Origin of the sequence: Citrobacter sp. RHB35-C21 (assembly GCF_013816515.1) — a bacterium.
Taxonomy (GTDB): Bacteria; Pseudomonadota; Gammaproteobacteria; order Enterobacterales; family Enterobacteriaceae; genus Citrobacter; species Citrobacter braakii.
Genome location: NZ_CP057147.1, coordinates 2,785,408 through 2,805,817 on the forward strand (window position 1 = coordinate 2,785,408; position 20,410 = coordinate 2,805,817).

The following is a 20,410-nucleotide window of genomic DNA, read 5'->3' on the forward strand; positions in this document are numbered from 1 at the left end:
TCGCCATCATTAGTCAGCTAGCCTTTACAAGGAGTCGTTTGATGACGGCGAGAACCACACCAAAAATAACGTTATGGGAATTTTTCCAGCAGTTGGGCAAAACCTTTATGCTGCCTGTAGCGCTGCTCTCATTTTGCGGGATCATGTTGGGGATCGGCAGCTCGTTGAGCAGCCATGATGTCTTAACGCTGATCCCGGCGTTGGGGAATCCGCTGCTGCAGGCCATCTTTACCTGGATGAGTAAAGTTGGCTCATTTGCGTTTAGCTTCCTGCCAGTCATGTTCTGTATTGCCATTCCTCTGGGCCTGGCACGCGAGAACAAAGGCGTTGCGGCGTTTGCCGGTTTTGTCGGTTATGCGGTCATGAACCTCGCCGTCAATTTCTGGTTAACCGCCAAAGGTATCTTACCCACCACAGATGCGGCGATCCTGAAAGCCAACAACGTGCAAAACATTCTGGGGATCCAGTCGATCGACACCGGGATCCTCGGTGCCGTTATTGCCGGGATCATTGTCTGGATGCTGCATGAACGCTTCCACAACATTCGTCTGCCGGATGCGCTGGCGTTTTTCGGTGGTACGCGCTTTGTGCCTATCATCTCCTCGGTGGTGATGGGATTGGTCGGGCTGGTCATTCCCCTGATTTGGCCAGTTTTCGCCATGGGCATTACCGGACTCGGTCACATCATCAATAGCGCGGGGGAATTTGGTCCTATGCTGTTTGGTACCGGTGAGCGTCTGTTGCTGCCTTTTGGCCTGCACCATATTCTGGTGGCACTCATTCGCTTCACCGAAGCTGGCGGCACACAGGAAGTCTGCGGCCATAGCGTGAGCGGTGCACTGACTATTTTCCAGGCTCAACTGAGCTGCCCGACAACGCAAGGTTTCTCTGAAAGCGCAACACGCTTCCTGTCCCAGGGTAAAATGCCGGCGTTCCTCGGCGGTTTACCGGGTGCAGCATTAGCCATGTACCACTGCGCACGCCCTGAAAATCGTCATAAAATTAAAGGGTTATTAATTTCTGGTCTGATTGCCTGTGTCATCGGCGGTACAACTGAACCACTCGAGTTCTTATTCCTGTTCGTCGCTCCGGTTCTGTATGTAATCCACGCCCTGCTAACCGGTCTTGGCTTCACCGTGATGGCAGTGCTTGGCGTCACTATCGGTAACACTGACGGTAACCTGATTGACTTCGTGGTGTTCGGCATCCTGCACGGATTGTCCACCAAGTGGTACCTGGTCCCTGTTGTCGCGGCTATCTGGTTTGCGGTGTACTACGTGATCTTCCGCTTCGCCATCACGCGTTTCAATTTGAAGACGCCGGGCCGTGAAGTCGAAATTGCCAGCAATATCGAAAAAGTAATGGCCGGAGCCCCTGGTAAATCAGGTTACAACGTCCCTGCTATTCTGGCGGCGCTGGGCGGCGCAGAAAACATTGTCAGCCTGGATAATTGCATCACCCGTCTGCGCTTGTCAGTGAAAGATATGTCGCTTGTTAACGTACAGGCTCTGAAGGACAATCGTGCCATTGGCGTAGTACAACTCAATCAGCATAACCTTCAGGTCGTTATCGGTCCGCAGGTCCAGTCAGTGAAAGACGAGATCGCGGTTCTGATGAACACCGTACAGGCTTAAGGACAACAATATGTTTGATTTTTCAAAGGTTGTGGACAGGCACGGTACCTGGTGTACTCAGTGGGATTACGTTGCCGACCGTTTTGGTTCAGCCGACCTGCTGCCATTCACCATCTCCGATATGGATTTTGCCACCGCACCTTGCATTCTGGAGGCGCTGACTCAGCGCCTGTCACATGGCGTGTTGGGTTACAGCCGCTGGAAAAACGATGAGTTTCTGGCGGCGATAAGCCATTGGTTTCTTTCGCGACATAACACTCAAATAGATCCTCAGTCGCTGGTATATGGCCCCTCGGTCATCTATATGGTGTCGGAGTTGATCCGCCAGTGGTCATCCGTGGGCGATGCGGTGGTTATCCATACTCCGGCTTACGATGCGTTTTACAAAGCGATTGAAGGTAATCAGCGCCAGGTACACGCAGTCGGACTGGAAAAACGCGCCGACGGCTGGTTTTGCGACATGGTTGCGCTGGAGAAAGCCCTGTCTCGACCTGAAAGCAAAATTCTTCTGCTTTGCAGCCCACAAAACCCAACGGGCAAAGTGTGGACGCGCGACGAGCTGGAAACCATGGCAGAACTGTGTCAGCGCCATGGTGTAAAAGTCATCTCCGATGAGATTCATATGGATATGGTATGGTCAGACCGGCCGCACATCCCGTGGAGTAACGTCGCGCGTGGCAGTTGGGCACTGCTCACTTCCGGCTCAAAGAGTTTTAATATTCCGGCATTAACCGGGGCTTACGGACTCATTGAAGATGCTCAAAGCCGCAACGATTACCTCAGCGCGTTAAAAGGCCGCGATGGTCTTTCCTCGCCTGCGGTGCTGGCGCTTAGCGCACATATTGCCGCTTATCAACAGGGTGCAAGTTGGCTTGATGCGCTGCGCGATTATCTTGCCAGCAATCTGCATTACGTTGCGCGTGAGCTTAATGCCGCATTCCCCGAACTCAACTGGCAGATTCCGCAATCCACCTATCTGGCATGGATTGACCTGCGTCCGCTCAATATTGATGACCATGCCTTGCAGGATGTTCTCATCCACCAGCAGAAAGTGGCTATCATGCCGGGATACACCTACGGAGAAGAAGGTCGCGGTTTTGTACGCCTCAATGCCGGATGCCCAAGATCCAAGCTTGAAAAAGGCGTTCAGGGGCTGATTAACGCCATCCGTTCTGTACGCTAATTAAGTTTGCGCAATGAAATTATTCATTGCGCAACATAGCTTTTTATCTCGATTTTTTCATATAATACGACGCACTTTACCTAAATACACGAGTGCGACCATGATTGATACTTCCCTCCCCCTGACCGACGTCCATCGCCACCTTGATGGTAACATCCGTGCCCAAACGATCCTGGATCTGGGTCGTCAGTTCAATTTAACGCTTCCGGCACAAACGCTGGAAACGCTGATCCCTCATGTGCAAGTCACATCAACTGAGCCGGATTTAGTGAGCTTTTTATCCAAGCTCGACTGGGGCGTGAAGGTACTGGCCTCGCTGGATGCGTGTCGCCGCGTGGCATTTGAGAATATTGAGGATGCAGCACGTAACGGCCTGCACTATGTAGAATTACGTTTTTCACCCGGCTATATGGCGATGGCGCATCAGCTCCCGGTTGCGGGCGTGGTTGAAGCCGTCATTGCCGGCGTACGCGAGGGCTGCAAGACCTTTGGCGTCGAAGCTCGCTTAATTGGCATTATGAGCCGTACCTTCGGCGAAGCCGCCTGCCTGCAGGAACTGGATGCGCTGTTAGCCCACCGAGACCATATTACGGCACTGGATCTTGCTGGTGACGAACTGGGTTTCCCGGGCAGTCTGTTCCTGTCGCATTTCAATCAGGCGCGCGACGCCGGCTGGCGTATTACTGTGCATGCGGGCGAAGCCGCGGGACCAGAAAGTATCTGGCAGGCTATTAAAGAGCTGGGCGCAGAACGTATTGGTCACGGCGTAAAAGCCGTTGAAGATCGTGCGTTGATGGATTACCTCGCCGAACACCGTATCGGCATCGAATCCTGCCTGACATCGAACATTCAGACCAGCACCGTCGCCTCTCTGGCAACCCACCCGCTGAAAACATTCCTTGAGCATGGCGTTTTAGCCAGCTTGAATACGGACGATCCGGCGGTACAGGGTGTGGATATTATTCACGAGTACACCATTGCCGCGCCAGCAGCAGGACTCACGCGCGAACAGATCCGTCAGGCGCAAATCAACGGCCTGGAAATGGCATTTCTGAGTAACGAAGAAAAACGTGCCCTGCGCGAGAAAGTCGCCGCAACGTGACGGTTAAAGTGCCGGATGAGATGCTGAGCATCGCCATCCGGCATTTGCCTAATCAGGCAAGGCACAGCGTCGAGCGATGTTTCGCCGATTCAAGACCCAGCTCAATCAGCTCCATGATTTGAATAGCTTGTCTCGCCGGTACCGGGTTTTCACCGTGACCATTTAGCGCATCACGAATGCCAGCATAGTACGCCGGGTAATTACCCGGTACAGTCAGCCAGGTCTCTTCAACCTGCTCTTCGCCTTCTATTCGCGTCAACACGCCATCGCGCATGTCGTAACCCCAGTCTTCCTGAGGAAGTCGCTCGCCATTTTTCAGGCGCTCTTCCTGCGGGTCAAGACCATACTTCACATAGCTGCCACGCGATCCGTGCACGATATAACGGGCCGACTCAGCGGCAGCGAGCATGGTACCGTGCAGAATCACACGACGCTGCGGATAAGTCAGGATGGCATGGAAGTAATCCGTCGCTTGCGCACCTGGGCGGAGCTGAGCCAGGTCTACCGTCATGCTGACGGGCAAACCAAACAGGTTAATCGCCTGATCCAGAAGATGCGGTGCTAAATCATACCAGATGCCGCTTCCTGGACCACCCTGTTCACGCCAGCGATCACGAACCTGCGGGCGGAATCGATCGAAATGGGATTCGAAATACGCCACCTCCCCCAAAACGCCATCCGCCAGCAGGGCTTTCAACGTCAGAAAATCACTGTCCCAGCGGCGGTTATGGAAAACGGACAGCACACGGCCAAGGCTACGCGCCAACGCATCCAGTTCGCGTGCTTGTGACAGTGTCACGGTGAAAGGCTTATCAACAACCACATGTTTGCCCGCTTCCAGCGCAGCCTTCGCTAACGGGAAGTGAGTGTCGTTAGGCGTGGGGATCACAATCAAGTCGATATTCGGATCGTTAAAAAGGTGTTTAGGCTCAGCAACAACCGCCACCGTTGGCCAGTCTGCCTTCACTTTTGCTTCATCACTACTGGAAACCGCAGCCAGTTCGAGGCCCGGTGTGCCCACAATCAGGGGGGCATGGAAGGTTTTACTGGCGTAACCATAGCCAATTAGCCCAACGCGGATGTTGTCACTCATGTTATAGCCTCTCAATTCAGGACTAACCTATTTCACACCATACCCTGCAACGTCTCAATAGTTTAATAACCATTGCGCTACAAAGGTTGTTTATTAACTTAAGTCAAACATATGCCACTTATGCTTAACTTGCAGCGAAAAAGAGGGAGAAATCGTTCCCAATTATCTTGCTGTATTATTGAGAGATTAGTAACATTTGCAGCCTGTGTTTATGGATAAATCAAAGCAAATGTCATCAGTAATGAATCGTCTTATTGAATTAGCAGGTTGGATTGTTCTCACCGTCTCTGTGATCCTGCTGGGTGTTGCCAATCATATTGACAATTACCAGCCACCGGAGCCCGTTGCTGCTGTGCAGAAGAAATAAGCATCTGCAGTCCCTTATAACCCGGCAATTAACATCGAGTAACGGCAGGGTTTGGCTGCAAAAGATCGAATTTTGTCAAAAAAAGAGAATAATGCCGCATCCCACTCCGGTGCATATTGCCTGCTGTAGCGAAGCGCGTTACCCTTACCGCAGGTGCGCATAGCGCCTGCTTTTCCACAGGTATGAACACTCTTCTCACATTTGCGCGTCAATCCGCTTTTACCTGTGCATGTTGTTTATTATTTATATTTACTACTCCGTTGGTATTATTTTATTAATATGGATTTCCATTTATGACTGTTCAGGATTACTTATTAAAATTCCGCAAAATCAGTTCACTCGAAAGTCTGGAAAAACTGTTCGACCATCTTAACTACACGCTCACCGACGATAGCGACATTATCAATATGTATCGCGCTGCAGACCATCGCCGTGCGGAGCTTATCTCAGGAGGTCGTCTGTTTGATGTTGGTCAGGTACCCAAATCAGTCTGGCATTACGTGCAATAAAGAAGAAAGTAGCGCTCAACGTTAAAAGCTTTATAATAATTGCCCCAAAATGAATGGCATGTTTGATTGCGCGCGTAAACCTGGAGAAGAGATGACTACCACACCGGCACAACGTATCGGGGGCTGGCTACTTGGGCCACTGGCCTGGCTGTTAGTCGCATTGTTGAGCGCTTCGCTGGCGTTATTACTTTATGTCACTGCGCTGGCTACACCGCAAACCTTCCAAACGCTGGGTGCGCAAAGTACGGCAAATTTGCTGTTATGGGGCGTCTCTTTTATTACCGCGATTGCCATGTGGTATTACACGCTGTGGCTGACGATTGCGTTTTTCAAACGCAGAGCCTGTGTGCCTAAGCATTATATTCTATGGCTGCTGATCTCCGTGTTACTGGCGATTAAAGCGTTTGCGTTTTCACCGGTTCCTGACGCCTTTGCCGTGCGCCAACTGCTGTTCCCATTGCTGGCTGCAGCACTGCTGGTGCCCTATTTCAAACGCTCGCAACGCGTTAAATCGACGTTTGTGAATCCGTAATAACCCTACAGTTAACCTGTTGTCGCCTGTTGTAGATTGTCAGATAATAGGCGGCTTTTTTATTTCAGGCCGAAAAATGACTGATTACCTGCTGCTGTTTGTCGGAACTGTACTGGTCAATAACTTTGTACTGGTCAAGTTTCTGGGGCTCTGCCCGTTTATGGGCGTTTCCAAAAAACTGGAAACCGCAATGGGTATGGGCCTTGCCACGACGTTTGTCATGACACTGGCATCCATCTGCGCATGGCTGATTGATACCTGGATCCTCATTCCACTCAATCTCATCTATCTGCGTACGCTGGCTTTTATTCTGGTCATCGCCGTCGTCGTGCAATTTACCGAGATGGTTGTACGCAAAACCAGCCCTGCACTTTACCGCCTGCTGGGGATCTTCCTACCGCTGATCACCACTAACTGCGCGGTATTAGGCGTGGCGTTACTGAATATCAATCTCGGTCATAACTTTTTACAGTCGGCGCTATACGGTTTTTCCGCCGCCGTCGGCTTCTCGCTGGTGATGGTACTGTTCGCCGCGATCCGCGAACGCCTCGCCGTGGCGGACGTGCCTGCTCCGTTTCGCGGTAATGCGATTGCGCTGATTACCGCTGGTTTAATGTCATTGGCCTTTATGGGCTTTAGTGGTTTGGTGAAGTTGTAATGAATGCTATCTGGATTGCCGTTGCCGCAGTGAGTCTACTGGGTCTGGCGTTCGGCGCTATTTTGGGTTACGCCTCACGACGTTTTGCCGTCGAAGATGATCCTGTCGTGGAGAAAATTGATGAAATTCTCCCGCAAAGCCAGTGTGGACAATGCGGCTATCCGGGCTGTCATCCTTACGCTGAAGCGATCGGCTCTCAGGGCGAAAAAATCAACCGTTGCGCACCCGGAGGCGAAGCGGTGATGTTAAAAATTGCCGCCCTGCTGAACGTCGACCCGCAGCCGATTGATGGTGATGAACACGATGTTACCCCCGTGCGTATGCTGGCGGTCATTGATGAAAATAACTGTATCGGTTGTACAAAGTGCATTCAGGCCTGCCCGGTTGATGCGATCGTGGGCGCGACCCGCGCCATGCACACGGTGATGAGCGATCTCTGCACCGGGTGCAACCTGTGCGTTGATCCGTGCCCGACGCAATGTATCGAATTACGCCCGGTGGCCGAGACACCTGATAGCTGGAAATGGGATTTAAACACCATCCCTGTGCGCATCATTCCCGTGGAACAACATGTTTAAGTTATTCTCTGCATTCAGAAAAAACAAAATCTGGGACTTTGATGGCGGCATTCATCCACCAGAAATGAAGACCCAGTCGAACGGTACGCCGCTGCGACAGGTTCCGCTGGCGCCACGCTTTGTTATTCCGCTGAAACAACATATTGGCGCGGAGGGTGAGCTGTGCGTAAACGTAGGCGACACCGTGCTGCGTGGTCAGGCGTTAACCCTTGGGCGTGGTAAAATGCTTCCGGTACATGCGCCAACGTCAGGCACCGTTGTTGCTATTGCGCCGCATTCTACTGCACATCCATCGGCATTAGCTGAGCTGAGCGTTATTATTGATGCCGATGGCGAAGATCGCTGGATTGAGCGAGACGGCTGGGCCGATTACCGTTCCCGCAGCCGGGAAGAGCTGATCGCACGTATTCACCAGTTCGGCGTCGCCGGACTGGGTGGCGCAGGTTTTCCCACCGGCGTTAAGCTGCAGGGCGGCGGAGATAAAATTGAAACGCTGATCATTAACGCTGCTGAATGCGAGCCGTACATTACGGCTGATGACCGCCTGATGCAGGACTGCGCGGCGCAGGTCGTCGAAGGTATCCGCATCCTGGCGCATATTCTTCAGCCACGCGAAATTCTACTGGGCATTGAAGATAACAAGCCACAGGCAATTTCCATGCTGCGCGCGGTGCTGGCTGATTCACACGATATCAGCTTACGCGTGATCCCCACCAAGTACCCGTCAGGCGGGGCCAAACAGTTAACGCAAATCCTGACCGGCAAGCAGGTTCCGCACGGGGGACGCTCTTCAGATATCGGCGTGCTGATGCAAAACGTTGGAACCGCCTACGCGATTAAACGTGCGGTGATTGACGGAGAACCGATTACCGAACGTGTCGTGACGCTGACCGGCGAAGCCGTCAGCCGTCCGGGCAACGTCTGGGCGCGTTTAGGCACGCCGGTTCGTCATCTGCTCAACGACGCGGGCTTCTGCCCTTCCGCCGACCAGATGGTGATTATGGGCGGGCCGCTGATGGGCTTTACGCTGCCGTGGCTGGATGTACCGGTGGTGAAGATAACCAACTGTCTTCTGGCGCCCTCTGCCAGTGAAATGGGAGAAACGCCGGAAGAGAAAGGCTGCATTCGCTGTAGCGCCTGCGCCGATGCCTGTCCGGCCGATCTCCTGCCGCAACAGCTTTATTGGTTCAGTAAAGGGCAGCAGCACGACAAAGCAACGGCGCACAATATCGCGGACTGCATTGAATGCGGTGCCTGCGCCTGGGTATGCCCAAGCAATATTCCACTGGTGCAGTATTTCCGTCAGGAAAAAGCCGAGATTTATGCCATTAGTCAGGAAGAAAAACGTGCCGCTGAAGCGAAAGCGCGATTTGAAGCCCGACAGGCGCGACTCGAACGTGAAAAAGCAGCACGTCTTGAACGTCACAAAAGCGCTGCCGTTCAGCCTGCGGCTAAAGATCATGATGCCATTGCCGCCGCGCTGGCTCGCGTAAAAGAAAAGCAGGCTCAGGCAATGCAGCCGGTAGTCATTCAGGCTGGCGAAAAACCTGACAATAGTGCCGTGATTGCCGCACGCGAGGCGCGTAAGGCGCAAGCTCGCGCAACCCGGATGGAAAACCCTCCTCAAACAGGAGGCAGCAGCACAGAGGTCGACCCGCGTAAAGCTGCCGTGGAAGCGGCAATCGCTCGTGCCAAAGCCCGCAAGCTTGAACAGGAAACCGTAACGGAAACAGCCGAACCGGTGGATCCGCGTAAAGCCGCCGTGGAAGCGGCAATCGCTCGTGCCAAAGCCCGCAAGCTTGAACAGGAAACCGTAACGGAAACAGCCGAACCGGTGGATCCGCGTAAAGCCGCCGTGGAAGCGGCTATCGCCCGCGCCAAAGCCCGCAAGCTCGAGCAGCAGGCGGTTACGGAAACGGTCGAACCGGTGGAACCGCGTAAAGCCGCCGTGGAAGCGGCTATCGCCCGCGCCAAAGCTCGCAAGCTCGAGCAGCAGACGGTTACGGAAACAGTCGAACCGGTGGATCCGCGTAAAGCCGCCGTCGCGGCCGCTATTGCACGCGCTCAGGCAAAGAAAGCCGCCCAGCAGCAGGTTGTAAACGAGGAATAAATGGTATTCAGAATAGCAAGCTCCCCTTATACCCATAACCAGCGCCAGACATCGCGTATCATGATGCTGGTGTTACTGGCTGCATTGCCGGGGATCGCCGCTCAGCTGTGGTTCTTTGGCTGGGGTACGTTGTTCCAGATAGTTCTGGCCGCCATCAGCGCTATCGCCGCCGAAGCGGGCGTGCTTAAACTGCGCAAACAACCCATTGTCGCGATTTTAAAAGACAACTCCGCATTGCTCACCGGGTTACTGCTGGCCGTGAGTATTCCCCCGCTCGCCCCCTGGTGGATGGTAGTTTTAGGCACGGTATTCGCCGTTATCATTGCTAAACAGCTGTATGGCGGCCTCGGTCAGAACCCGTTTAACCCCGCCATGATTGGTTACGTGGTGCTGCTTATCTCATTCCCGGTACAGATGACAAGCTGGCTGCCGCCGCATGAAATTGCGGCGACTGTGCCTGGTTTTTTTGACGCCCTGAACGTTATCTTTAGCGGACATACCGCCAGCGGCGGGGATATGAACACGCTGCGTATGGGTATTGATGGTATCAGTCAGGCAACACCTCTCGATACCTTTAAGACTTCGCTGCATGCAGGACGTACTGTTGAGCAGGTGATGCAATACCCAATCTACAGCGGCATGCTTGCAGGCGCTGGCTGGCAGTGGGTTAACCTTGCCTGGCTGGTGGGCGGCGTCGTGTTGCTATGGCAGAAAGCGATTCGCTGGCATATCCCGGTTAGCTTCCTGCTGTCGCTCGCCGTTTGTGCCACTTTAGGCTGGATTTTCTCGCCAGATTCGCTGGCATCGCCCCAGTTGCACCTACTTTCCGGCGCGACCATGCTGGGTGCATTCTTTATTCTTACCGATCCCGTTACAGCATCAACTACTAACCGTGGTCGCCTGATTTTTGGCGCACTTGCGGGCCTGTTAGTGTGGTTGATTCGCAGTTTTGGCGGTTATCCTGATGGCGTGGCTTTTGCCGTATTGCTGGCAAATATCACGGTTCCCCTGATTGATTATTACACCCGCCCTCGCGTGTACGGACATCGCTAAGGACTCCCTATGCTGAAAACGATTCGTAAACACGGTATTACTCTGGCGCTGTTTGCAGCGGGCTCGACGGGGTTAACCGCGGCAATCAATCAATTAACCAAGTCCACCATTGATGAACAAGCCGCGCTGCAGCAAAAAACGCTGTTCGATCAGGTTCTGCCAGGCGATCGCTACAATAATAACTTGTCCGAAAGTTGTTATCTGGTCGATGCGCAGGCGTTGGGCAAAGGCACTCACCGAGTGTATATTGCCCGCCAGGACGATCGTCCTGTTGCAGCAATTCTTGAAGCTACGGCGCCAGATGGTTATTCCGGGGCTATTCAACTGCTGGTTGGTGTCGATTTTTCGGGTACCGTGTTGGGTACGCGGGTGACCGAACATCATGAAACGCCAGGGCTGGGTGATAAAATCGAACTGCGACTGTCCGACTGGATCACCCACTTTAGCGGCAAAACGATCGCTGCGGGTAACGACGCTCACTGGGCGGTGAAAAAAGACGGCGGCGACTTTGACCAGTTTACTGGCGCAACCATTACGCCGCGTGCGGTAGTTAATGCAGTAAAACGCGCCGGTTTGTATGCGCAGACGCTGCCCGCGCAACTTCCTCAACTTAGCGCCTGTGGAGAATAAACCATGAGCGAAATTAAAGACGTTATTGTCCAAGGGTTATGGAAAAATAACTCCGCGCTTGTGCAGTTACTCGGGATGTGTCCGCTGTTGGCCGTCACCTCGACTGCCACTAACGCGCTGGGCCTGGGACTCGCGACTACGCTCGTCCTGACGCTGACGAATCTGACGATTTCTGCCCTTCGTCGCTGGACACCGCCTGAAATTCGTATTCCGATTTATGTCATGATCATCGCCTCCGTGGTGAGCGCGGTGCAAATGTTGATCAATGCCTACGCTTTTGGCCTGTATCAGTCTCTGGGCATTTTTATCCCGCTGATTGTGACCAACTGTATTGTTGTTGGCCGCGCTGAAGCCTTCGCAGCCAAAAAAGGCCCTGCGCTATCCGCACTCGATGGTTTTTCCATCGGCATGGGCGCAACTGGCGCCATGTTTGTTCTGGGCTCGCTACGTGAAATAATTGGTAACGGTACACTCTTTGATGGCGCAGACGGTTTGTTGGGTAGCTGGGCCAAAGTATTGCGCGTTGAGATCTTTCATACCGATACGCCGTTTCTGCTGGCCATGCTGCCACCAGGCGCGTTTATTGGCCTGGGTCTGATGCTGGCAGTGAAGTATCTGATTGATGAGAAAATGAAGAAACGTCGTGCCGAGGCGGCTGTCACGGACAGTCCGGCTGGTGAAACAGGGAATGTGTAATGAACAAAGCAAAACGGCTGGAAATACTGACGCGCCTGCGTGAGAACAATCCGCATCCGACAACCGAACTTAATTTTACATCGCCGTTCGAACTGCTGATTTCAGTCTTGCTCTCCGCGCAGGCCACCGATGTCAGCGTCAATAAAGCGACGGCTAAGCTCTACCCCATCGCCAATACGCCAGCCGCGATGCTGGAGCTTGGCGTTGAAGGGGTTAAGTCCTACATCAAGACAATCGGTTTGTTTAACAGCAAAGCGGAGAACGTGATTAAAACCTGCCGCATTCTGCTGGAGCAACATAATGGTGAAGTGCCTGAAGACCGGGCCGCATTAGAAGCCCTGCCCGGGGTTGGGCGAAAGACGGCTAATGTGGTGTTAAATACCGCCTTTGGCTGGCCCACTATTGCCGTAGATACCCATATTTTTCGCGTTTGTAATCGTACCCAGTTCGCCCCGGGTAAAAACGTCGAGCAGGTTGAAGAGAAGCTGCTGAAAGTCGTACCCAGTGAATTTAAAGTCGATTGCCATCACTGGTTAATTCTTCATGGCCGCTACACCTGCATAGCCAGAAAGCCGCGCTGCGGTTCCTGCATTATCGAAGATCTTTGCGAATTCAAAGAGAAAGTCGATATCTGATGCTGCCGGGGCATACTGCTTGCCCCTCGCTAACATAACGATTAGTTATGCACTCCCCTGAGTTTATTTTCCCGACAATGATGCCGTTCAACCGCGCATATCTAATGCAATATTCTTGTTAATTAACACCTGAGCAGGTTAATCGTTTTTTTAGTAAAAGAAATTTCTATCTATACGTGATCCAGATCATCCAGATAACATAATGTTAAAAAATATTTATTTTTTAGTTAAAGTGACAATCAGATGACCTAACTGAACAGTTTCTAAACAAAACATTACACTGGCTATTTTTCAGATAATGGCCTATATCACTGGATTCAAGCGCAAATAGCAGAACATATCGCCACATTGCGGTTTTTACCCTGATTAAACAGTGTAAAAATCTGCCATTTTTCAAATGAAGAAATTTAACGCTAGATAACATTTCACAGTCCCGACGATTTCACCAGTCATGATATATGTAACAGATTATTACAAACCACTTGTCTGAATGGTCAAGATAGTGAACATTACTTGCCGTTTCCCCTCCCACTATAACAATCGGACGGATGAACTTGACTCATCACGTGCCTGAACACCCCCGTTGATATGGGATGTAAAAAAAGAGGTAAAAGTGTCTACTGCAAACAATAAACCAACAGAAAGCGTGAGTTTAAACGCCTTCAAACAACCAAAAGCGTTCTATCTCATTTTCTCTATTGAGCTGTGGGAGCGTTTTGGTTATTACGGCCTGCAAGGAATTATGGCCGTCTACCTGGTTAAACAACTGGGTATGTCAGAAGCGGATTCCATCACCCTTTTCTCGTCCTTTAGCGCCCTGGTGTACGGTCTGGTTGCCATTGGCGGCTGGTTAGGTGATAAAGTTCTGGGTACAAAACGTGTCATTATGCTGGGTGCCGTTGTCCTGGCCATCGGTTATGCGTTGGTAGCGTGGTCTGGTCACGATGCGGGTATCGTTTATATGGGCATGGCGGCCATCGCGGTCGGTAACGGCCTGTTTAAAGCAAACCCATCATCCCTGCTCTCTACCTGCTATGCCAAAGATGACCCGCGTCTTGATGGTGCATTTACCATGTACTACATGTCCGTCAACATCGGTTCATTCTTCTCTATGCTGGCAACACCGTGGTTGGCTGCGCATTACGGCTGGAGCACCGCGTTCGCTCTGAGCGTCGTGGGTATGCTGATTACCGTTGTTAACTTCGCATTCTGTCAGCGCTGGGTTAAACAGTACGGTTCTAAACCTGACTTTGAGCCGATCAACTTCCGTAACCTGTTGCTGACTATTGTTGGCGTCGTGATACTGATCGCGATTGCAACCTGGTTGCTGCACAACCAGCAGATCGCTCGTATGGTTCTGGGCGTCATTGCTCTGGGTATCGTGTTTATCTTCGGTAAAGAAGCATTCACCATGCACGGTGCTGCGCGTCGTAAAATGATCGTCGCCTTCATTCTGATGCTGGAAGCGATTATCTTCTTCGTGCTGTACAGCCAGATGCCGACCTCACTGAACTTCTTCGCAATTCGTAACGTTGAGCACTCTATTCTTGGCATTGCTTTCGAACCTGAGCAGTACCAGGCACTGAACCCGTTCTGGATCATCATTGGTAGCCCAATCCTCGCCGCTATCTATAACAAGATGGGCGATACCCTGCCGATGCCAACCAAGTTTGCGATTGGTATGGTGCTGTGTTCCGGTGCGTTCCTGATCCTGCCTCTGGGTGCTAAATTCGCTACCGATGCGGGCATCGTTTCCGTTAACTGGCTGATCATCTGCTACGGTCTGCAAAGTATCGGGGAACTGATGATCTCCGGTCTGGGTCTGGCAATGGTGGCTCAGTTGGTTCCGCAACGCCTGATGGGCTTCATCATGGGTAGCTGGTTCCTGACCACTGCCGGTGCAAACATCATCGGTGGTTACGTAGCCAACATGATGGCTGTACCAGAGAACGTCACTGACCCGCTGATGTCCCTTGAAGTCTACGGTCGTGTGTTCCTGCAGATTGGTGTTGCTACGGCTGTTATCGCTGTTCTGATGCTGCTGACGGCACCGAAACTGAATCGTATGACTCAGGACGATGACGTCAATGAGAAAGCCTCTAAGGCCGCGACAGCGTAATTCTCAGGGAAACTCTTTTTCAGGCCGCTAACTGGTGTTAGCGGCTTTTTTTTTGCCTGAGCTAGCACTACCATACGATATACCTCAGCCAAAAGGAGTTACCGATGAAACTGTTCTACAAACCGGGCGCTTGTTCTCTTGCTTCCCACATCACACTTCGTGAGAGCGGTAAAGATTTCACGCTGGATGGTGTTGATCTGATGAAGAAGCGTCTGGAAAACGGCGATGATTTTTTCGCGGTAAACCCAAAAGGGCAAGTTCCCGCGCTGCTGCTGGATGACGGTACGCTACTGACCGAAGGCGTCGCCATCATGCAATACCTGGCGGACACCGTTCCAGACCGTCAACTCCTTGCCCCGACCAGCAGCCTCTCCCGTTACAAAACCATTGAATGGCTTAACTACATTGCGACAGAACTGCATAAAGGCTTTACCCCACTGTTCCGTCCCGATACGCCGGAAGACTTCAAGCCAACCGTTCGCGCGCTGCTGGAGAAAAAAATGCAGTATGTGAACGACGCGCTGCAAGATAACCAATGGATCTGCGGTTCGCGCTTCAGCATTGCGGACGCCTATCTGTTCACTGTGCTGCGTTGGGCGTATGCGGTTAAGCTGAATATGGCAGGGTTAAGTAATATCGATGCGTATATGGCGCGTATGGCTGAACGTCCGGCGGTTGCCGCGGCGTTGAAAGCAGAAGGGTTAAATTAATTGTTGTTGCCGGGAAGCGCTTGCGCTTACCCGGCTTTCAGCCAAACGCAGGCCCGATAAGCGTGAGCGCCATCGGGCATTGCTTACAGCTGCGTCGCGCTGAAGTAGTGTTCAGGCTTCGCGATACAATCCTGCGCAGCCACAACCTGCAGCTCATACTCGTGCATTTTTTTGGTAGCAATCATCACTTCGTACACCGCCGCCGTCACGTGCTCCAGCGCCTGCTGTAAAGACGCGCCCTGCAGCAGTTTAACCAACAACAAGCCGCTGGTGATATCACCCACGCCAACCGGTTGACGAGCGCCAAAATCGACTAACGGTCGGCTGATATGCCACGCCTGTTCAGCAGTAACTAACAGCATCTCGAAACGATCTGCGCTGATACCCGCGCGAGCCAGATGCTTCACCAGCACAATTTCTGGTCCCTGAGCGATGAGCTCACGCGCTGCCGCCACGGCCTCATTGACATTGTTCACCGCATGCTCGCACAGAATTTCGAGCTCAACTAAATTCGGGGCGATAATATCGCTGGCCGGAAGCGCATGGCGTACATGAAACTCCGCTACGCCCGGCGCGACGATACACCCTTTTTCCGGATGGCCCATCACCGGGTCACAAAAATATTTCGCCTGCGGATTGGCCGCTTTTACTTTGCGTACAATACCCAGAATATGCTCGCCCTGTTCAGCCGAGCCAAGATAGCCGCTCAGTACTGCGTCACAAGACTGGAGTTTATCGATATCGGCAATGCCCTGGACAACGTCAGTCAGATGACTCGGCGGCATAACGCAACCGGTCCATTTGCCGTACTGTGTGTGGTTAGAAAACTGAACGGTATTCAGCGGCCAGACATTTGCGCCAAGACGACGCATTGGAAATTCTGCTGCACTGTTGCCCGCATGACCAAAAACAACGTGGGACTGGATGGCGAGGATATTCTTCATTTTACTTACCACAACCCTGAAAAAATAAAGGGGCGTAGTTTCCCACGCCCCTGCTAACTAAATCTTACTTCCAGCAAATCAGACAATAGTTCTTCTTGCCACGGCGCAGTAAGGTGTAGCGCCCGAACAGGATATCACTCTCCTGGAAGAAATATTCCGGATCGGATTGCTTCTCACCGTTAATGGTCACCGCATTAGACGCGATAGTCTTACGTGCCTGGCCGCGAGAAGGTTGCAGCTCGGAGTCCACCAGCGCCTGCATCAGATCGGCACCCTTGTCCATCTCGATCATCGGCACGCCATCTTGCGCCAGCTGTTCGAAATCCGCTTCGCTCAAATCGCTCAGATTACCGTTGAACAAGCTTTCGGTAATACGTTTTGCCGCTACCAGCCCTTCTTCGCCGTGAACCAGACGCGTTACTTGCTCAGCCAGAACATACTGGGCGCGCGGCGCTTTACCGCTATTTTTATCTTCTTCTTCCAGCGCATTGATCTCTTCAATGTCCATGAAGGTGAAGAATTTCAGGAAGCGATAAACATCCGCATCGGCGGTGTTGATCCAGAACTGGTAGAATTTGTACGGACTGGTTTTCTTCGGATCCAGCCACACAGCACCGCCTTCCGTCTTACCGAATTTCGTACCGTCAGCTTTAGTGATCAACGGAACGGTCAGACCAAACACCTGGTTCTGGTGCAGGCGACGGGTCAAATCGATACCCGAAGTAATGTTGCCCCACTGGTCAGAACCGCCAATCTGCAGCGCAACACCGTGCAGTTTGTTCAGGCAGGCAAAGTCATAACCCTGCAGCAGGTTGTAAGAAAACTCGGTAAACGAGATCCCCTGATCGTCACGGTTCAGACGCTGCTTCACCGCTTCTTTGTTGATCATCTGGTTAACGGAGAAGTGTTTGCCGATATCACGCAGGAAAGTCAGTACATTCATACTGCCAAACCAGTCATAGTTGTTCGCAGCAATCGCCGAGTTGTCGCCACAGTCGAAATCGAGGAACGGCGCAACCTGTTTGCGGATTTTATCCACCCACTGCTGCACGGTGTCTTCGGTATTCAGTTTACGCTCGGCGGCTTTAAAGCTCGGGTCACCAATCAGACCGGTTGCGCCACCCACCAGTGCGACAGGTTTATGGCCTGCCTGCTGGAAGCGTTTCAGGCATAACAATGGAACCAGATGCCCCAAATGCAAGCTGTCAGCGGTAGGATCGAAGCCGCAATAGAGCGCGATCGGGCCTTGCGCCAGTCGCTCTGCTAACGCTTCCTCGTCCGTCACCTGGGCCACCAGCCCCCGCTCTTGCAATTGTTTAATCAAGTTACTGCTTGCCATCAAAATCTCCATGTATAAAACGACTGCACCTTAGCCGGTACACGACTTTTCGCCTGATGCGAAAGAAACATAGAATAAAGCGCCGGATTGTTCAGCACCAGCGCTTAAAACAAGAATTTTGCATCTTTAGGGGGCCAGGCGATCAATTTTCCACGCGTTATCTTCGCGTTGGTATAAAAAACGATCGTGCAGACGGTTTTCGCCACCCTGCCAGAACTCCATCTGCTCAATACTCACGCGAAAGCCTCCCCAGAAACTGGGCAGTGGAACTTCACCTTGCTGAAACTTCTGCTTCAGTTCGAGAAATTTGCTTTCCAGAATACCGCGCGCGGAGATCCGACTGGATTGCTTAGAGACCCAGGCGCCAATCTGGCTATCACGTGGGCGACTGTGGAAGTATTTCACCACTTCCAGCGTGGAAAGGCGCTCAGCCTTGCCGATCACCATCACCTGCCGTTCCAGCGTGTGCCAGGGAAACAGGAGGCTGATGCGTGGGTTTTTCTCAATCTGATGTGCCTTACGGCTACCGAGGTTGGTATAGAAAACCAGCCCTTTGTCATCATAATGTTTGAGCAACACGATACGCTGATAAGGCTGACCGTTTTCATCGACGGTAGCAACGACCATCGCAGTGGGATCGGCCAGTTTGGCGTCACAGGCTTGCCCCAGCCAGCGCTCGAACAGCGCAAGGGGCTCGGCGGGAAGATCGCGGCGGCGGAGACCGCCTTTCGTGTATTCACGGCGCAAATGCGCGATTTGCTGCAATTCGTCGTTATCAGACATGATGTTGGCTACGGATTGTCAGTGGGTGACGCTATTGTGCGCCGCCCAGGTGAAAATCTCAACGCTTCGGGTTCTGTAACTGACAGTTATTTAGCACAATTCTGTCTCGTTTATAGACCGTTGCCTCGTCGCCTTTAGACCAGAAGACGTAAATACCATCGGTATAGCGAGCACCTGATGCCGACACGCCCTGTTTGAGGTTCAATAGCTGATTATCATAAACAAAACTCGCCATCTGACGGGTATTGTTCAGCTTCACGGTAAGCGGTTTTTCGTCACAGCGGTATTCAAGCGTATCCGTTTGCATACGCTCGACAAATTGGTCGTACACGCTGCACCCGCTAAGCAGTACCGGCAGACACACTAACAACAGTTTTTTCATAGCCATATCCTGAAGACTTTCCTGGTCCTGGAGGGTAATGGCACCCTCCCTAATATCCCTAGTTTATCGACATATGGCGCTGAATAATTTCAGTTAACTCTGAGTTCGTGGGTTAGCAGGATAAATCGCCCCTAAAACGCTCGGTTCTGATGCGCCGGTCACAGAAGGCAGATTTCCCGGTAATCCCGCCAGCGTTCGCCACGCCAGCCAGGCAAAAGCCAGGGCCTCCATATCATCGCCGCTGATCCCAGCCTCATCGGTTGAAGTGACCTCTGTCCCTGGCAATAATGCCGCCAGACGCATCATCAGCAGCGGATTACGGCTGCCGCCGCCGCATACCATTAGCCGTTCACAGCCTCCGCTTAGCAAGACCTGCTCGGAAATGGTCACGGCCGTCAGTTCGGCAAGCGTCGCCTGCACATCCCGCGGGCTTATTCCCGGGAACTGCGCCATATGACGTTCTATCCAGCCATAATTGAAATACTCGCGGCCAGTGCTTTTCGGCGCAGGCGCAGAAAAATAAGGATCGTTAAGCATATTTTGCAGTAAAGGCAGGATCACCGTTCCCGATGTGGCCCACTGCGCATCTTTGTCGTAGGGTTGGCCGCATTGCCGCCAGATCCAGGCATCCATCAGCATATTGCCCGGCCCGGTGTCGTAACCGCGAACGGGTTGCTGTGGGATAAGCAGAGACAGATTGGCAATTCCGCCGATGTTTAACACCATCCGCCGCTCCGTTGGATGAGCCAACAGCGCCTGATGAAAAGCGGGAACCAACGGCGCGCCCTGCCCGCCGAGAGCGATATCGCGGCGACGAAAATCGCCGATCACCGTTATCCCGGTACGCGCGACGATTTGATTGTTGTCGCCAATTTGCAGCGTGTGCGGCGCGATTCCCGTCGGTTCATGCCACACGGTTTGCCCATGACAGCCAATCGCAACGATCTCATGCGGTTTCAATTTTTCCTGTGCCAACAGCGCATTCACCGCCTCGGCAAACAGATAACCGAGCTGTGCGTCAAGTTGGCCAAACTGCGATAACGTAAGCTGCTGCCCCTGGCAGATATCCAGGATCGCCTGCTTTATATGGAGAGGAATAGGCCAGGTCAGACTCGCCTGTTGCGCAACCATCGTTTCATCTATCGTCGCCAGCACAACATCGACACCATCAAGGCTGGTTCCAGACATTACACCGATAAAACGGCCCGATTTCATATGTCATCCTTTTAAGCAAATTAGCCTTGACACTCAACCATAAAGTGCCGACTAATGCCATGCTTCCTTAATGATTTTTGAGGGCTAATCATTACAATGGACGCTTTATTACATCAATTATATGAATGATTCGTTTAT

General features: G+C 52.4%; 21 protein-coding genes. 15 read left to right on the forward strand and 6 right to left on the reverse strand.

What is annotated here, in order from left to right; genetic code table 11:
* The first annotated feature begins 41 nt into the window (after positions 1 to 41).
* The 3 genes from malX to add all read left to right on the forward strand — a co-directional run bounded on the left by malX (position 42) and on the right by add (position 3,919).
* Positions 42 to 1,634 (forward strand): maltose/glucose-specific PTS transporter subunit IIBC, encoded by a 1,593-nt coding sequence (gene malX, locus HVZ39_RS13565; RefSeq protein WP_075848264.1) that lies wholly within the window; start codon positions 42 to 44, stop codon positions 1,632 to 1,634.
* 10 nt (positions 1,635 to 1,644) lie between these two features.
* A complete protein-coding gene (locus tag HVZ39_RS13570; RefSeq protein ID WP_047358427.1) occupies positions 1,645 to 2,817 on the forward strand; it encodes a MalY/PatB family protein in 1,173 nt (390 codons plus the stop codon).
* A gap of 100 nt (positions 2,818 to 2,917) precedes the next feature.
* Complete coding sequence (add, locus tag HVZ39_RS13575) at positions 2,918 to 3,919, forward strand: adenosine deaminase (RefSeq protein ID WP_181632542.1); 1,002 nt, start codon at positions 2,918 to 2,920, stop codon at positions 3,917 to 3,919.
* Positions 3,920 to 3,971: 52 nt separating this feature from the next.
* Here the strand turns inward: add and HVZ39_RS13580 are convergent, their stop codons facing one another.
* On the reverse strand, positions 3,972 to 5,012 hold the full coding sequence (locus HVZ39_RS13580) for an oxidoreductase (RefSeq protein WP_016153010.1): 1,041 nt from the start codon (positions 5,010 to 5,012) through the stop codon (positions 3,972 to 3,974).
* Between the two features lie 241 nt (positions 5,013 to 5,253).
* Here HVZ39_RS13580 and blr point away from each other — a divergent pair, with 241 nt between their 5' ends.
* From blr to gstA, 12 genes are all read left to right on the forward strand, one after another.
* On the forward strand, positions 5,254 to 5,379 hold the full coding sequence (gene blr, locus HVZ39_RS13585) for a division septum protein Blr (RefSeq protein WP_019076739.1): 126 nt from the start codon (positions 5,254 to 5,256) through the stop codon (positions 5,377 to 5,379).
* Positions 5,380 to 5,672: 293 nt separating this feature from the next.
* Positions 5,673 to 5,888: a transcription modulator YdgT gene (ydgT, locus tag HVZ39_RS13590; RefSeq protein WP_003832804.1), complete on the forward strand. Its 216-nt coding sequence runs from the start codon at positions 5,673 to 5,675 to the stop codon at positions 5,886 to 5,888.
* A 91-nt stretch (positions 5,889 to 5,979) separates the two neighbouring features.
* Entirely contained in the window at positions 5,980 to 6,420 is a 441-nt protein-coding gene (locus HVZ39_RS13595; protein ID WP_016153009.1) for a DUF2569 domain-containing protein, read from the forward strand.
* 76 nt (positions 6,421 to 6,496) lie between these two features.
* Entirely contained in the window at positions 6,497 to 7,078 is a 582-nt protein-coding gene (gene rsxA, locus HVZ39_RS13600; protein ID WP_003029144.1) for an electron transport complex subunit RsxA, read from the forward strand.
* Positions 7,078 to 7,656, forward strand: a complete 579-nt coding sequence (gene rsxB, locus HVZ39_RS13605) for an electron transport complex subunit RsxB (RefSeq protein ID WP_006684670.1) — start codon at positions 7,078 to 7,080, stop codon at positions 7,654 to 7,656. Before rsxA ends, rsxB begins: the two co-directional genes overlap by 1 nt.
* A complete protein-coding gene (gene rsxC / locus HVZ39_RS13610; RefSeq protein WP_181632543.1) occupies positions 7,649 to 9,766 on the forward strand; it encodes an electron transport complex subunit RsxC in 2,118 nt (705 codons plus the stop codon). The genes rsxB and rsxC overlap by 8 nt, the downstream gene beginning before the upstream one ends.
* The gene (gene rsxD / locus HVZ39_RS13615; protein WP_016156437.1) at positions 9,767 to 10,819 is read left to right on the forward strand and encodes an electron transport complex subunit RsxD; all 1,053 of its coding nucleotides are present in this window, start codon (positions 9,767 to 9,769) and stop codon (positions 10,817 to 10,819) included.
* Between the two features lie 9 nt (positions 10,820 to 10,828).
* A complete protein-coding gene (gene rsxG, locus HVZ39_RS13620; RefSeq protein WP_016153006.1) occupies positions 10,829 to 11,449 on the forward strand; it encodes an electron transport complex subunit RsxG in 621 nt (206 codons plus the stop codon).
* Between the two features lie 3 nt (positions 11,450 to 11,452).
* Positions 11,453 to 12,145, forward strand: a complete 693-nt coding sequence (locus HVZ39_RS13625; protein WP_016153005.1) for an electron transport complex subunit E — start codon at positions 11,453 to 11,455, stop codon at positions 12,143 to 12,145.
* Positions 12,145 to 12,780, forward strand: a complete 636-nt coding sequence (gene nth / locus HVZ39_RS13630) for an endonuclease III (protein ID WP_016153004.1) — start codon at positions 12,145 to 12,147, stop codon at positions 12,778 to 12,780. The genes HVZ39_RS13625 and nth overlap by 1 nt, the downstream gene beginning before the upstream one ends.
* A 613-nt stretch (positions 12,781 to 13,393) precedes the next feature.
* The gene (gene dtpA, locus HVZ39_RS13635; RefSeq protein WP_181632544.1) at positions 13,394 to 14,899 is read left to right on the forward strand and encodes a dipeptide/tripeptide permease DtpA; all 1,506 of its coding nucleotides are present in this window, start codon (positions 13,394 to 13,396) and stop codon (positions 14,897 to 14,899) included.
* Positions 14,900 to 15,003: 104 nt separating this feature from the next.
* Positions 15,004 to 15,609, forward strand: coding sequence for a glutathione transferase GstA (gene gstA, locus HVZ39_RS13640; protein ID WP_016153002.1), 606 nt, complete (start codon positions 15,004 to 15,006; stop codon positions 15,607 to 15,609).
* 83 nt (positions 15,610 to 15,692) lie between these two features.
* On the opposite strand, the gene pdxY is transcribed toward gstA, so the two are convergent.
* The 5 genes from pdxY to anmK all read right to left on the reverse strand — a co-directional run bounded on the left by pdxY (position 15,693) and on the right by anmK (position 20,272).
* On the reverse strand, positions 15,693 to 16,553 hold the full coding sequence (gene pdxY / locus HVZ39_RS13645; RefSeq protein WP_181632545.1) for a pyridoxal kinase PdxY: 861 nt from the start codon (positions 16,551 to 16,553) through the stop codon (positions 15,693 to 15,695).
* Between the two features lie 64 nt (positions 16,554 to 16,617).
* Positions 16,618 to 17,892 (reverse strand): tyrosine--tRNA ligase, encoded by a 1,275-nt coding sequence (gene tyrS, locus HVZ39_RS13650; protein WP_047500530.1) that lies wholly within the window; start codon positions 17,890 to 17,892, stop codon positions 16,618 to 16,620.
* A 126-nt stretch (positions 17,893 to 18,018) separates the two neighbouring features.
* Positions 18,019 to 18,675: a pyridoxamine 5'-phosphate oxidase gene (pdxH, locus tag HVZ39_RS13655; RefSeq protein WP_003029169.1), complete on the reverse strand. Its 657-nt coding sequence runs from the start codon at positions 18,673 to 18,675 to the stop codon at positions 18,019 to 18,021.
* A 58-nt stretch (positions 18,676 to 18,733) separates the two neighbouring features.
* Positions 18,734 to 19,063, reverse strand: coding sequence for a C-type lysozyme inhibitor (mliC, locus tag HVZ39_RS13660; RefSeq protein WP_153647258.1), 330 nt, complete (start codon positions 19,061 to 19,063; stop codon positions 18,734 to 18,736).
* A gap of 87 nt (positions 19,064 to 19,150) precedes the next feature.
* A complete protein-coding gene (gene anmK, locus HVZ39_RS13665; RefSeq protein WP_016156434.1) occupies positions 19,151 to 20,272 on the reverse strand; it encodes an anhydro-N-acetylmuramic acid kinase in 1,122 nt (373 codons plus the stop codon).
* Between the last annotated feature and the right edge of the window lie 138 nt (positions 20,273 to 20,410).